At 41.9% G+C, this 12,675-nt stretch carries 12 protein-coding genes and 1 tRNA gene; 6 read left to right on the top strand and 7 right to left on the bottom strand.

Going from position 1 to position 12,675, the window contains the following annotated elements; all coding sequences use genetic code 11:
• Entirely contained in the window at positions 1-1,044 is a 1,044-nt protein-coding gene (locus tag VXQ92_RS07990) for a KpsF/GutQ family sugar-phosphate isomerase (protein WP_225215729.1), read from the bottom strand.
• A gap of 432 nt (positions 1,045-1,476) precedes the next feature.
• On the opposite strand from VXQ92_RS07990, the gene cysS reads away from it, so the two are divergent.
• From cysS to VXQ92_RS07970, 4 genes are all read left to right on the top strand, one after another.
• Positions 1,477-2,898, top strand: coding sequence for a cysteine--tRNA ligase (gene cysS / locus VXQ92_RS07985; RefSeq protein WP_416681053.1), 1,422 nt, complete (start codon positions 1,477-1,479; stop codon positions 2,896-2,898).
• Positions 2,899-2,960: 62 nt separating this feature from the next.
• Positions 2,961-3,036, top strand: a tRNA-Gly gene (locus VXQ92_RS07980).
• Between the two features lie 190 nt (positions 3,037-3,226).
• Complete coding sequence (locus VXQ92_RS07975) at positions 3,227-4,015, top strand: hypothetical protein (RefSeq protein WP_416681052.1); 789 nt, start codon at positions 3,227-3,229, stop codon at positions 4,013-4,015.
• A 93-nt stretch (positions 4,016-4,108) separates the two neighbouring features.
• The gene (locus VXQ92_RS07970; RefSeq protein WP_416681051.1) at positions 4,109-5,086 is read left to right on the top strand and encodes a fatty acid desaturase family protein; all 978 of its coding nucleotides are present in this window, start codon (positions 4,109-4,111) and stop codon (positions 5,084-5,086) included.
• 31 nt (positions 5,087-5,117) lie between these two features.
• Here the strand turns inward: VXQ92_RS07970 and VXQ92_RS07965 are convergent, their stop codons facing one another.
• Together VXQ92_RS07965 and yfcF are read right to left on the bottom strand one after the other, a co-directional pair.
• Positions 5,118-6,059, bottom strand: a complete 942-nt coding sequence (locus tag VXQ92_RS07965) for a cation diffusion facilitator family transporter (protein ID WP_416681050.1) — start codon at positions 6,057-6,059, stop codon at positions 5,118-5,120.
• Positions 6,060-6,190: 131 nt separating this feature from the next.
• Positions 6,191-6,832 (bottom strand): glutathione transferase, encoded by a 642-nt coding sequence (gene yfcF / locus VXQ92_RS07960; protein ID WP_416681049.1) that lies wholly within the window; start codon positions 6,830-6,832, stop codon positions 6,191-6,193.
• A 240-nt stretch (positions 6,833-7,072) separates the two neighbouring features.
• On the opposite strand from yfcF, the gene VXQ92_RS07955 reads away from it, so the two are divergent.
• Together VXQ92_RS07955 and VXQ92_RS07950 are read left to right on the top strand one after the other, a co-directional pair.
• Positions 7,073-7,792 (top strand): glutamine amidotransferase, encoded by a 720-nt coding sequence (locus VXQ92_RS07955; RefSeq protein WP_416681048.1) that lies wholly within the window; start codon positions 7,073-7,075, stop codon positions 7,790-7,792.
• Positions 7,793-7,839: 47 nt separating this feature from the next.
• The gene (locus tag VXQ92_RS07950) at positions 7,840-8,472 is read left to right on the top strand and encodes a LysE family transporter (protein ID WP_416681047.1); all 633 of its coding nucleotides are present in this window, start codon (positions 7,840-7,842) and stop codon (positions 8,470-8,472) included.
• Between the two features lie 59 nt (positions 8,473-8,531).
• On the opposite strand, the gene VXQ92_RS07945 is transcribed toward VXQ92_RS07950, so the two are convergent.
• The 4 genes from VXQ92_RS07945 to tkt form a co-directional block, all read right to left on the bottom strand.
• A complete protein-coding gene (locus VXQ92_RS07945) occupies positions 8,532-9,122 on the bottom strand; it encodes a YceI family protein (RefSeq protein WP_416681046.1) in 591 nt (196 codons plus the stop codon).
• A gap of 129 nt (positions 9,123-9,251) precedes the next feature.
• Positions 9,252-9,707 (bottom strand): GNAT family N-acetyltransferase, encoded by a 456-nt coding sequence (locus tag VXQ92_RS07940; protein ID WP_191730627.1) that lies wholly within the window; start codon positions 9,705-9,707, stop codon positions 9,252-9,254.
• Between the two features lie 176 nt (positions 9,708-9,883).
• The gene (locus VXQ92_RS07935) at positions 9,884-10,099 is read right to left on the bottom strand and encodes a hypothetical protein (protein WP_064095957.1); all 216 of its coding nucleotides are present in this window, start codon (positions 10,097-10,099) and stop codon (positions 9,884-9,886) included.
• Between the two features lie 135 nt (positions 10,100-10,234).
• Complete coding sequence (tkt, locus tag VXQ92_RS07930) at positions 10,235-12,223, bottom strand: transketolase (RefSeq protein WP_416681045.1); 1,989 nt, start codon at positions 12,221-12,223, stop codon at positions 10,235-10,237.
• Between the last annotated feature and the right edge of the window lie 452 nt (positions 12,224-12,675).

The following is a 12,675-nucleotide window of genomic DNA, read 5'->3' as shown; positions in this document are numbered from 1 at the left end:
TTAATTTACCCCAGCCTGAATCAGGTCATGCATACTGATCACGCCAATGACTTTATTGGCATCATCAACAACTACAAATTGATTAATTTTATGCTCATTCATACGCTCCAGCGCGATCACTGCACGTTCTTCCTGAGAAATAGTCAACGGATTCTTGATCATTACGTCTTGCACTGCCAGATTGACATCAAAGCCTTGCTGTTTATCGATTAAGCGGCGTAAGTCCCCGTCTGTAAAAATACCGAGCAGGAGGTCATTTTGATCGACAATTGTGGTCAAACCTAGACGTTTATTTGAAATCTCGTATAAAACCTGGTTCATCGGCGTATCTGGCGAGACTTTCGGCAAATCGGCTCCAGTACGCATCAGATGTTTTACATGCAACAACAGGCGCTTACCCAACGCACCCGCAGGATGTGAACGTGCAAAATCATCTGAAGTAAAGCCGCGAGCATCCAGCAAAGCTACTGCCAGAGCATCACCCAAAGCCAGTGTGGCGGTAGTACTTGAAGTTGGCGCCAGACCGAGTGGACACGCTTCCTGAATATTACCGAGCGTCAAAGCTACATCAGCATTTTGTGGCATGGGACCTTGGTCATCACCACTGATGGTAATCAGGGGAATTTGCAGATGCTTGATCAGGGGCATCAGCATCATGATCTCATCACTCTTGCCCGAGTTTGAAATTGCAATCAGCACGTCACCTGACACCAGCATCCCTAAGTCACCATGACCTGCTTCACCAGGATGCATAAAGAACGATGGCGTTCCGGTCGAAGCAAAGGTCGCCGCCATTTTACGGCCAATATGACCCGACTTGCCCATTCCGGTAATCACCAGACGGCCGGTACACTGCAGAATAATCTCACATGCGCGGCTAAAACGGTCATCAATCTGTGTTGCTAAAATCTGTAACGCATTTTCTTCGATGCGCAGTGTTTCAAGTGCGACTTTTTGGAAATCTAGCTGATTCGCTGTTTTTTGTGGATTCAAAGCCTGTTTACCTACGCTAAGGACAGAGAAAAACTCTGGTTTGATGGGCATAATTTTCGCAATTTTAGCATAGCTATGCAATTGCAAGATTTCTAAATGTATAAGATTCGACGTATTTTTAATATATTTCGATTGTATTTGACTTGCGAAGCCAGGTATATCCACCTCTACATTTGCTCCATTTTTGAAACTGTAGACTGTGCTTGTTTTTATTTTTTATCAGAATATCCTCACGCTTGTCTTAATGAATTATATTCATAAAAGAACATCCTCATTCCAATACTCCTTAATTCCCCTCGCAAACACTGCCCCTGAAAAGACCAATTCATTATTGTCATTTCAGTCCAGAAATCTTTTCTTTCTCAATCATTGTTACTACCTAACTAGGCTAAATAACTGAGGCTTTTTACGCTTTTATCTTTATGAATAATTATGCTTAGGTTAAGATGAATCATCCTTTTATTTGAAGTCCTTTGAACAGCTATGCAACCATTTGTTCTATATAACTCAGAGCAACGCAAAAAAGTAGAATTCGTACCTCGTGTTGAAGGTCAGATTGACCTGTATGTCTGTGGAATGACGGTCTATGATTATTGTCATATAGGACACGCACGTACAGTGGTTGCATTTGACTACATTATCCGTTTCTTGCGCAGCCAAGGCTGGAAGGTCAAATATGTGCGCAACATCACCGACATTGATGACAAGATTATTAAACGTGCCAATGAAAATGGTGAAAGTATCTCGGATTTGACCAGTCGCTTTATTGATGCGATGAATGAAGATTTTGCCAAACTGGGTTGCCTTGCACCTGATGTAGCACCTAAAGCAACAGATTACATCAATCAGATGCAGGATATGATCAGCAACCTGGTCGACAATGGTACGGCTTATCCATCCAATAATGGTGATGTCTACTTTGAGGTCGAGAAGTTTGCCAAATATGGTCGTCTTTCTGGCCGTAAACTGGAAGATATGCAAGCGGGTGCGTCTGAACGTGTCGATGTTGAAGTCGAAAAGAAACATCCATTTGACTTTGTACTGTGGAAACATGCCAAGGAAAATGAACCGTCATGGGCTTCCCCTTGGGGTAATGGCCGTCCGGGCTGGCACATCGAATGTTCAGCAATGTCGACCTGCTGCCTGGGTAATCATTTCGATATTCATGGCGGCGGTGCTGATCTGACCTTCCCGCACCATGAAAATGAAATTGCACAATCTGAAGCTTCTACTGGCGAACAGTATGTCAATTACTGGATGCATGCCGGATTTATTAATGTCGATGGCGAGAAAATGTCGAAGTCTTTAGGCAATTTCTTCACCATTCGCGACGTGATTGAAAAATTCCATCCGGAAGTGGTACGTTATTTCATTGTTTCTTCCCATTATCGTAGCCCGGTGAATTACTCGGATGTTGCCTTAAAAGAAGCAAAAAATACCTTATCTCGTTTCTATCACTCGTTTAAAACCTATCAAGCGGTTTATGGTGATCATCTGGTTGAAACTCTGGATGAGGCTTTTGTTGAACGTTTTAATGCCGCTATGCGTGATGATTTCAATACGCCTGAAGCGATTGCGGTATTGTTCGAAATCAATAAAGAACTGAATCGTGCTGTAAAAGAAGAAAATGCGGAACAAGCAGCGATTTATTATGCAACTTTACGTCACCTGACCAATATTCTCGGTCTGGTACAGCAAGATGTAGATGAGTTCCTCAAATCTGACATTGGTCAGGAAGCATTGGGACTATCACCTGAACAAATTGAAGATTTGATTCAACAGCGTCAGGATGCCAAGAAAGCCAAAGAATTCGCCCGTGCGGATGAGATTCGTCAATCTTTACTTGATCAAGGTGTTGTTCTTGAGGATACCCGTCAAGGTACTGTCTGGCGACGTGCTGATTAATTAATCAAACAGATTTATAGAGAGTTGACACTGCTGTGGAATTCTCTATAATTCACCTCATTGCGGGAATAGCTCAGTTGGTAGAGCATAACCTTGCCAAGGTTGGGGTCGGGAGTTCGAGTCTCCTTTCCCGCTCCAGAATACGAAAAACCCTTATCGAAAGATAAGGGTTTTTTTATTAAATTCTAAAAATTTTGATTGATAAAAAGTATCTCTAAAAATCACGTCTTAGCTACTTTCACCCCGACATTTTTTGGGTAATTCACAACAAAGTGCTATTGTAAATAAACTTCAAAACTTTCAATTCTTTTAATTACGATATCGTTTCATGACTTATAAACTGAATGCACGTCATCTTGTTTTAGACCTTCTCTACGCTTCGAAAGACTCAGCCCTCTCTATTAGGCGGATATTAACGGCTGCTGAATTATTAGGCATATCTGAGAATGGCATACGCGTCGCTGTGGCCCGATTAAATCAGGAAAATGTCATTCAATCTGTAGAGCGCGGTGTGTATCAGTTGCTAGAAAAAAAGTTCGATACTTCTTTTATCAGTTTAAACAAACAACCCTATATACAAACTGTGACCACATGGAATGGAAAATATGTACTGGTCTATACGGGTACTTTAGGGCGCGTAGATCGTACGTCATTATCTAGAAGGGAAAAAGCGCTGCATTATTATGGTTTTCAGGAATTGGAACAAAATGTTTTTATTCGTCCAGATAATTTAACACTGAGTCTAAGCACATTAAAAACAGCTGTAATCCGGTTTGGATTAGATGCTGATGCACGTTTTTTCCAAGTCAGTCAGCTGGAAAGTGAAACTGAAGTTCGTGATTTATGGGATATCGAAGCGCTACATCAGACCTATCATGTAGTACAGCATGATATCAACGCCTGGTTTGAGAATTACCAAAATCTGACTTTAGCAGAGGCTGCAAAAAGTGCCTTTTATCTAGGTAAGTCTGCCCTATTTAGTTTACGTGCTGACCCTTTGCTTCCTGCAGAATGGATAGATACCGAGGCTCGACAACAATTTGAGCTCGCAGTCCGCAAAATAGAAAAACAGGGACAACTTTTATGGCAACACTATTTTAAAGACCAAGGGCTCTAAATTATTTCTTTTTTATACACAAAAATAAATTGACTGTAATATTTCATCCAAATATATTGAATATAGCAATAAGAACTAAATATAGGCAGAAGAATGAACAGCAAGGTCAGTGTCACAGAACTTTTTAGTCGTGATGAAATTAAAGAACTCACCACGACCTCAGACTTGCACGGTGTCTGGGCAGTAGGTTCGACATGGACCGTAATTGTCATGACCTTTGGCACGGTCGCCTATAGCTGGGAATATTTACCTACGTGGGGGAAAGTCCTGATGTGCGCGCTGGCATTGGCCATTCTTGCGGGACGCCAGCTTGCGATGGCTATTTTGATGCATGATGCCTCACATCATAGCCTGTTCAAAACCAAATGGTTGAACACTCATTTGACCGACTGGCTCTGTGCACGCCCGATCTGGAATGATGTCAGCAAGTATCGTCCTTATCATCTGAAACATCATGCTAAAACCTCGCAGCCAGATGATCCTGACTTGGGGTTGGTAAAAAATTTCCCCATTACTCAAAGCTCACTATTTAGGAAATTCTTTCGTGACCTGAATGGGCAATCTGGACTTAAGTTCCTTACAGGTCGAGTATTAATGGATCTTGAATTACTGGAATGGAGTGTTTCCAATGACCCCAAGCCAATTCCGCGTGGTGATCGCAGCAATTTAGAGTTAGCAAAGAATCTGTTTAAGAATAGTTCCGGTATGCTCATCTCAAATGCAGCAATTTTTTCTGCACTGTGGGTCAGTGGCCATCCTAAACTGTATTTATTATGGCCTCTCGCCTATATCACTCCATTTCCTTTGTTCATCCGCATCCGCGCCATGGCTGAACATGCCGGATTAGAAACCAGTCATTCTGCCCTTAGCAATACCCGAACTACTCGTGCAGGCTGGTTGGCACGTGCTTTGGTTGCCCCGATTCATGTGAACTATCATATTGAACATCATTTAATGGCCTCTGTTCCGCATCAAAAGCTGGCGAGAATGCACCAGATGTTAAGGGAGCGTGAGTATGTCGATGCTCCGCCAAGTTATCTGGATGTGATTCGCTCACTTTTAAAAAAATAAAAAATATTTCTGCTGTTAAGACTATTCAATTTCAATGCTGATGGCTTTCGGCATGTGAGTGCTGATGTGAGGATTGTCCCCGATGTTCCGGCGGACAATCTTCCGCTTCAATCTGCAAGGTCATCTCAGTAATATGATGCTCATGGTGGAGCATCTCAAAGGCCTGATGACGCAGTTTCTGATAATCCACATTCGGCGCAACCAGATGCACAGTCAGCATGACTTTTTTGGACGTAATCGCCCAGACCTTAAGCTGATGAATATCCTGGACCCCGTCAAGTGCCAAAAGATCGTGACGTAATTTTTCAATATCAATTTCCTCCGGCACACCTTCAAGCAGAATATTGATGCTCTGTTTCAGTAAAATCCAGGTTCTTGGCAATACCCAAAATCCGATTAATACTGCAATGAGTGTATCTATCCACATCCAGCCGGTGAAATAAATCACTAGCGCTCCAATAATCACGCCTACAGATCCCAGTGCATCACTCAGCACTTCCAGATATGCACCTTTGACATTGAGACTTTCCTGACTGCTGGACACCAGAATTTTCATGGAAATCAGGTTAATGATCAGCCCCAAAACAGCAACAATCATCATGCCAAGGCTTTGAATTTCTGGTGGATGACTCAAACGCTGATAAGCTTCAAACAAGATATAAATCGCAACCACAAACAGCATCAAGGCGTTAAACAGGGCAGCCAGAATTTCAAAACGTTGATAACCAAAAGTCCGTTTATTGTCTGCCGGTTTTTGTCCGATCTTGATAGCCACCAGTGCAATAGCCAGTGCGGCAGCATCGGTAAACATATGTGCAGCATCAGAGAGCAAAGCCAGACTTTGGGTCAGAAAACCGGCAATTACTTCCACAATTAAAAAAGTCGTGGTTAATCCCAGCGCTATCGATAATTTTCTGGCATTGTCTGCAGTCACGTTGACATGACTATGCTCATGATGATGTGAATTCCCCACCGGCTACTCCTTCCTTCTTATTCAACGAGGACATGCATCCTCAGCATTATTCAAGTCTTGTTCTGATTCATATTACGCTTGAATTTTATCTATTTAAGTAGGTTTTTTATGAACTGTTTTATCAGTCGGCATTAAATTAAAGTTTTGGCTTTTTCATGTTCTGCCAGCCACGCCTGTACCGAAACACGCTTAAAATTACGCTCGACATATCCTATTATTTTCACAGGAAGATTCACCTGATGGCTCAACAAACGATGCAACATAAAGGCCAAATCGAAGTCTGCAATTGACCAGTGTTCAGTCAACCATATGTCCTTCAGCATATGTTCTGCCACATTCACCAAGCGCTGAATTTCTTCAGTTATCGGAGCTGTAAGAGGTGTAGATATTTTTGCTGGATGAAATACCGAATCAGAAGGCATCTGCTGACGGATTTGCATAAAATCGGTTTTGACCAAGGCTTGTAGGGCGCGACATTTGGCTCTGGCTTGAATTTCCTTAGGATATAAAGCTGGATAATTAGGTGCTGAAAAGACATCCTCCAAGTATTCAGTGATTGCCCATGATTCAAACAGACTAAAATGATCTAGCGTTAAACACGGAACTTTAGCACTTGGACAAATGGCTTGATAAGCCGCAGATTTCTGTTGCTGCTGATCTAAATCAATCACGATTTCCTGAAAATCTAAACCCTTTTCTTTTAAGGCAACATAGACCGACATAGCATAAGGGCTGATTCTATTTTTATCGACATATAAACGTATATTTTGCATATCCTTGTTCCTGATGACCTTATTGTTTTTATTCAGTACGGCAGCCTTACTCTACTCCCTTTCTTATACAAAAGAAAAAATGAAATGCTTGATGTAGCGATCACACGAAAATTTTTACTTACTTGCTGATAGTACACCGATACCCATTATTTTCTATTTTGCACAGGATCGGTAGATAAAGCCTTTTATTTTGCTTTTGATTCACGTTAAATTAAATCATTCTCTTGATATCAAAAAACTATGCTGAACTTAGCCCACCTCCCCGATACTATATATGCCATTCAACATCTGGCTTTTGAAGACTTAGGCGCTTGGGAAGATGTTTTTTATCAGCTCGGCTTACGCGTCCGCTATTTTGAAGCCGGCATTGATGTTCTTAACAAAGCTTTTGAGCATCCTGGCTTAGTAGTCATTCTTGGAGGCCCTATTGCAGTCTATGAAACTCAAGACTACCCGTTCCTGCAAGAGGAAATAAACTTACTTAAAGTTCGTTTAGAGAGAAATCTACCGACTTTAGGTATCTGTTTAGGGGCTCAATTAATTGCTGCTGCGTTGGGTGGCAAAGTCTATTCCGGGCATACCAAAGAAATCGGCTGGTCTAAACTCAACCTTGCTTCTGTTGAAAATAATCCGCTGCAAGCTCTGGAAGATATTCAAGTCCTGCATTGGCACGGTGATACTTTTGATTTACCTGCACAGGCTGAATTACTGGCCAGCTCTAAACTTTATCCGCATCAGGCTTTCCGTGTGGGTAATCATATTCTGGCCCTGCAATTTCATCCCGAAATAGCCAGTGACAGTCTGGAAAAATGGCTGATTGGCCATACTGGTGAATTACGACAGGCTAATATTGCTATACCTACACTTCGCGCAGCCAATCTTCAATTTGCACCTTTGCTGGAAATGACTTCAAAAACTGTCTTGGAACAATATCTGGCTCAATTAAATATGGCATCTTGATTCAGCGCATTTTAAACTTGACTCCAATTCTTGATATTAAAAATTTTATGAGCGCATTATTCGGTATCGCTGTTATTCATTTTTTCGCCCTGATCAGCCCGGGACCAGACTTTTTCTTTGTAACACAAAGTGCGATACGGCAGTCCAGAAAACATGCGCTCTTTGCAGCTCTCGGGATTTCGTTGAGTATTCTGCTCTGGTCAATCTGTGCGCTCAGTGGTTTACATTTCCTGTTTCAGAAAGTGGCCTGGTTGCAGCAGGTGTTAATGATCTTGGGTGGCATATATCTACTTTATTTAGGCTACCTGATGTTAAAGTCAAGTTTAAAAAAACCACTATCCTTAATTGAACCAAAACATGAATCTATCCCGGTAGCACAAGCATCATATTTTAAATTAATGCTTCAGGGGTTTTTGACCAATATGGCCAACCCTAAAGCCCTGATTTACTTTAGCAGTGTCTTTTCTCTGGCCATCAGTCCCAATGCAAGCTTATCAGAGCAATCCTCCCTGTTACTCTTGGTATTTGTAGAAAGCCTGCTCTGGTTTGCAGTTGTTGCTGTTATTTTTTCAATGCGCAAAATGAATACCTATTATCAAAAATTTGCCAAATGGATTGACGGGATCACCGGTGGAATTTTTATCAGTTTTGGCTGTTTACTTATTTTTAACCGGAATTAAACTTGTTGGCCCAATTAAAAAAGCACCTGAATTTAGGTGCTTTTTTAATCAAGTCGTGCTTATTTCGCTTTGGCTGTTGGCACGCTTGCTTCAGTGGTAATCTGTACGGTAATTTTATCACCTACATTAGGTACATAGTTTGCGATACCAAATGCAGAACGGTTGAATGATGTAGTGGCATTAAAACCGACTGTTTCTGCTTTGGTCATTGGGTGTGGGCCTTTCTTGTTCAAAACGGCATCCAATACAACTGGCTTAGTAACGCCTTTAATGGTCAAATCACCAATAATTTTAAATTTCTTTTTGTCCTGAGTTTCAACTTTGGTACTTTTAAAAGTGATGTTTGGGTATTTCGCTGCATCAAACCAGTCTGCCGCCACTAAATGCTCATCCAAAGCTTTCACGTTGGTATTGATACTCGACAGTGGAATTGTCACATTCACAGAAGAGTTCGCAGGTTTTTGCTCATCAACATTAATGGTACCCTGAATATTTGAGAAGTTACCTGATGGTGTAGAAAAACCAAAATGATCCCAGCTAAATACGGTGGCTGTATGGGTTGGATCAATGGTATAAGCCACTGGTTTAGCCATAGAAACAGTTGCCACGGACGCAACCGCCAAGCCTAATGCTAATGTTTTGAAATTCATGTTTTTATCTCTCGTTTTGGATGTCATCAAGTGTATAGAAACTGGCAACGTTTGCAGCCCTAAAGATAAAACGTTTTGTTGCAGCTATGAAACGATAAATTTGTAAGTTATTTTTTTAACTTTTGATGGTCAATCCATACGGTATTGGATGAATCCGGTTTTCTTGGCGACTTTGTTATATAACGCTTGTGCCTGATGGTTTGATTCCTGAGTTAGCCAGTACACCCGGTCGCAATTACGCTGCTGCGCTACCTGATAGATATGCTCAAGCAACTTGCGCGCCACGCCCCGGCCACGATAATCTGGATGGACAAATAAATCCTGCAAATAGGCATATGGTCTTACTGTCCAGCTACTGTTATGCTCAATGACATGTACAATTCCCACAACCTTTCCATCCATCATTGCAGCAAAACCGTACATTGAATCTAATTCATAATTGGTTAATTTATCCCAGGTATTTTCACTCACCTCATCCGAAATTTGCGCCTGATAAAAGCGTTGATAGTCTTGCCATAAAAATAGCCATTCCGGCTGTGATATTTGCTCTAGAGCTTTGATCTGGATCTGGGGCTGTATATTCATGTTTAACTGCTTCTTTGGCTTATTTCTTTCATTTAAGTCGTTTCGATAGTGGTCGCTGAATTATTATAGCGGCCTAAACCTAGCTTTATCTCATCTCGTGTTCATAAGCAACCCATCAGATGAAAATCATCCGGTATAAAAAAAAGCCCCAATCAGGGACTTTTCACGCTTTATGTTTAAAGTTTTTCAACCAGAATACGATCAACCTGTTTTAGGCCAGTCGTCTTTTCATGATTTTTACGACGCACTTTAATGACCTTTTCTTCGGCTAATTCTTGCAGCATTAAATCAACTGCAACCATCGCATCAAGAGGTAATTCCTGTCCGATCCACTTGAGTTCGCCTGCATCCATTAAAGTAATTTCATCGTTAATTTGTTCATACAAGCTCATGTTCATCTCACTCTTTCATTTCGACTACGGGAGGACTTTCTAACGGTTGCCACATGAAAACAACGCTAAAAAGCAAAAAAACAAAAGACGCCCCAAAACTGGAGCGCCTTTTAAAAAAACCACCTAATCAGTTGATTATGCAGTAATCTCTTTTACAGCTGCTACCACTGCTTCAGTAGTAATACCGAAGAACTGGAACAGATCTTTTGCAGGTGCAGATTCGCCATAAGTGGTCATACCGATGACGCGACCATCAAGACCCACAAATTTCCACCAGTAATCTACATGTGCAGCTTCAACCGCAACACGTGCACGAATGTTTGATGGAAGAACCGCTTCACGATAAGCTGCATCTTGCTTCATGAATTCTTCGGCACATGGCATAGATACCACACGCACGCCTTCAAGCTGTGCATAAGCGTCCATTGCCAGAGATACTTCTGAACCAGTTGCAATAATAATTGCTTTTAATTCGCCTTTTTCTTCAGCCAGTACATAACCACCTTTTGCCACGTTCTCGATTTGTGCTTGAGTACGGGTCTGGAATGGCAAGTTCTGACGAGAGAAGATTAATGCTGTCGGACCATCAGCACGCATGAGTGCAGATTTCCAGGAAATTGCTGCTTCAACCGTGTCACATGGACGCCATGTATTCAGGTTTGGCGTAGTACGAAGCGATGCGATCTGCTCAACAGGTTGATGCGTTGGACCATCTTCACCCAGACCAATTGAGTCATGCGTATAAACATGAATCACGCGCTGTTTCATTAATGCAGACATACGTACTGCATTACGTGCATACTCCATAAACATCAGGAATGTAGCGACATAAGGGATAAAACCGCCATGTAGCGCCACGCCGTTGGCAATTGCAGTCATACCGAATTCACGTACACCGTAGTGTACATAGTTACCCGCAGGATTATCCTGCACGCCTTGCGCACCTTTCCAAAGGGTCAGGTTAGAACCTGCAAGATCAGCAGAACCACCTAGAACTTCTGGCAATAATGGAACAAGTGCTTGCAATGCATTTTGGCTAGCTTTACGCGTCGCAATTGTTTCAGCTTTGGCATTCACTTCTGCAATGTAGGCATCCGCTTTTGCCGCGAAGTCAGCCGGCAATTCACCCGATAAACGACGTTTAAGCTCAGCAGCTTCTGCTGGATATTTTGCAGCATAGGCAGCAAATGTTTCGTTCCAGGCTGCTTCTGCTTCTGCACCTTTAGCTTTCGCATCCCAAGCTGCATACACATCTTCAGGAATCACAAATGCTTCATCAGTCCAGCCCAAAGCTTCACGAGTCAGGACGATTTCGTCATGACCGAGTGGTGCACCGTGACTGTCTTCTTTACCTTGTTTATTTGGTGAACCCAAACCAATTACTGTTTTACAGATGATGATCGTTGGTCGGGCAGTTTCAGCTTTGGCTGCTAAAGTTGCAGCACGTAAAGCATCAGCATCGTGACCATCAACTCTAATGACTTGCCAGCCGTATGCCAGGAAGCGTTGTTCTGTATCGTCAGAGAACCAGCCTTCCACTTCGCCATCAATCGAGATGCCATTGTCATCGTAGTAAGCAATCAGCTTGCCTAGACCCAATGTACCCGCCAAAGAACATGCTTCGTGAGAAACACCTTCCATTAAACAGCCATCGCCCAGGAAGCAGTAAGTGAAGTGATCTACAACCTGAAGGTCATCTTTGTTAAATTGTGCAGCTAAAGTTTTTTCAGCCAGTGCAAAACCCACGGCATTCGCGATACCTTGACCTAAAGGACCAGTTGTCGTTTCAATCCCTGGCGCATAACCCAATTCCGGGTGACCAGGTGTTTTAGAATGAAGTTGACGGAATGCTTTTAGATCTTCAATTGAAAGATCGTAGCCCGTTAAATGAAGAAGCGCATATTGAAGCATAGAGCCATGGCCATTTGATAATACAAAACGGTCACGGTTTGCCCAATTCGGGTTGGTCGGGTTATGGTTCATGAATTCACGCCAAACCACATCAGCGATATCTGCCATCCCCATTGGAGCACCTGGATGTCCTGAGTTTGCTTTTTGCACAGCATCCATTGCCAATACACGAATTGCGTTTGCAATACGACGTTCATTAAGCGGGGTTGTCATAAATCAGAGTCCAAAATATTCAGAAATAGGAAATGATGAAAAGACTTTCAAAACTGCTGCCTATTGTCTTAAAAAAACAGCGAGGGGTAAAGACTAACCAACAATATTTATCAGTTTATTGAGTGTCTCTTGCCTTATCGTACAATTATTCCACATTTCTTCTTCAACTTTGATTGGCTTGACTGATTTACAGGTTGAATTTTCCTGCATCTCGACATTGACTTCATTTTCTGACGTTAAATTTTAAGCTGGCAAACAGGATTGAATTTATGTTAGTTTTGCCTCTATTTCATACTTTTTAAATCAGTCTCTCTAAAGAAAATTAATAGATTCGATTGAGCCTTATATAATAGGACTTACGCATTGACGGATTTAAAAAAAGTCTCAAACTACTTTATAACGTATCTGTGATCAGACGAACTAAACATGCTTCTACAGCAACTTGTACATTA

The sequence above is a fragment of the Acinetobacter sp. 228 genome (genome assembly GCF_048147885.1).
This window is presented reverse-complemented; position numbering and strand designations above follow the sequence as displayed.

What these genes read in the sequence shown, in the direction of transcription:
- VXQ92_RS07955 (WP_416681048.1), top strand. Translation starts at nt 7,073, where the DNA reads ATGCTGAACTTAGCCCACCTCCCCGATACTATATATGCCATTCAACAT.
- VXQ92_RS07945 (WP_416681046.1), bottom strand. Translation starts at nt 9,122, where the DNA reads ATGAATTTCAAAACATTAGCATTAGGCTTGGCGGTTGCGTCCGTGGCA.
- VXQ92_RS07940 (WP_191730627.1), bottom strand. Translation starts at nt 9,707, where the DNA reads ATGAATATACAGCCCCAGATCCAGATCAAAGCTCTAGAGCAAATATCA.
- VXQ92_RS07970 (WP_416681051.1), top strand. Translation starts at nt 4,109, where the DNA reads ATGAACAGCAAGGTCAGTGTCACAGAACTTTTTAGTCGTGATGAAATT.
- VXQ92_RS07975 (WP_416681052.1), top strand. Translation starts at nt 3,227, where the DNA reads ATGACTTATAAACTGAATGCACGTCATCTTGTTTTAGACCTTCTCTAC.
- yfcF (WP_416681049.1), bottom strand. Translation starts at nt 6,832, where the DNA reads ATGCAAAATATACGTTTATATGTCGATAAAAATAGAATCAGCCCTTAT.
- VXQ92_RS07990 (WP_225215729.1), bottom strand. Translation starts at nt 1,044, where the DNA reads ATGCCCATCAAACCAGAGTTTTTCTCTGTCCTTAGCGTAGGTAAACAG.
- cysS (WP_416681053.1), top strand. Translation starts at nt 1,477, where the DNA reads ATGCAACCATTTGTTCTATATAACTCAGAGCAACGCAAAAAAGTAGAA.
- VXQ92_RS07935 (WP_064095957.1), bottom strand. Translation starts at nt 10,099, where the DNA reads ATGAGCTTGTATGAACAAATTAACGATGAAATTACTTTAATGGATGCA.
- VXQ92_RS07950 (WP_416681047.1), top strand. Translation starts at nt 7,840, where the DNA reads ATGAGCGCATTATTCGGTATCGCTGTTATTCATTTTTTCGCCCTGATC.
- tkt (WP_416681045.1), bottom strand. Translation starts at nt 12,223, where the DNA reads ATGACAACCCCGCTTAATGAACGTCGTATTGCAAACGCAATTCGTGTA.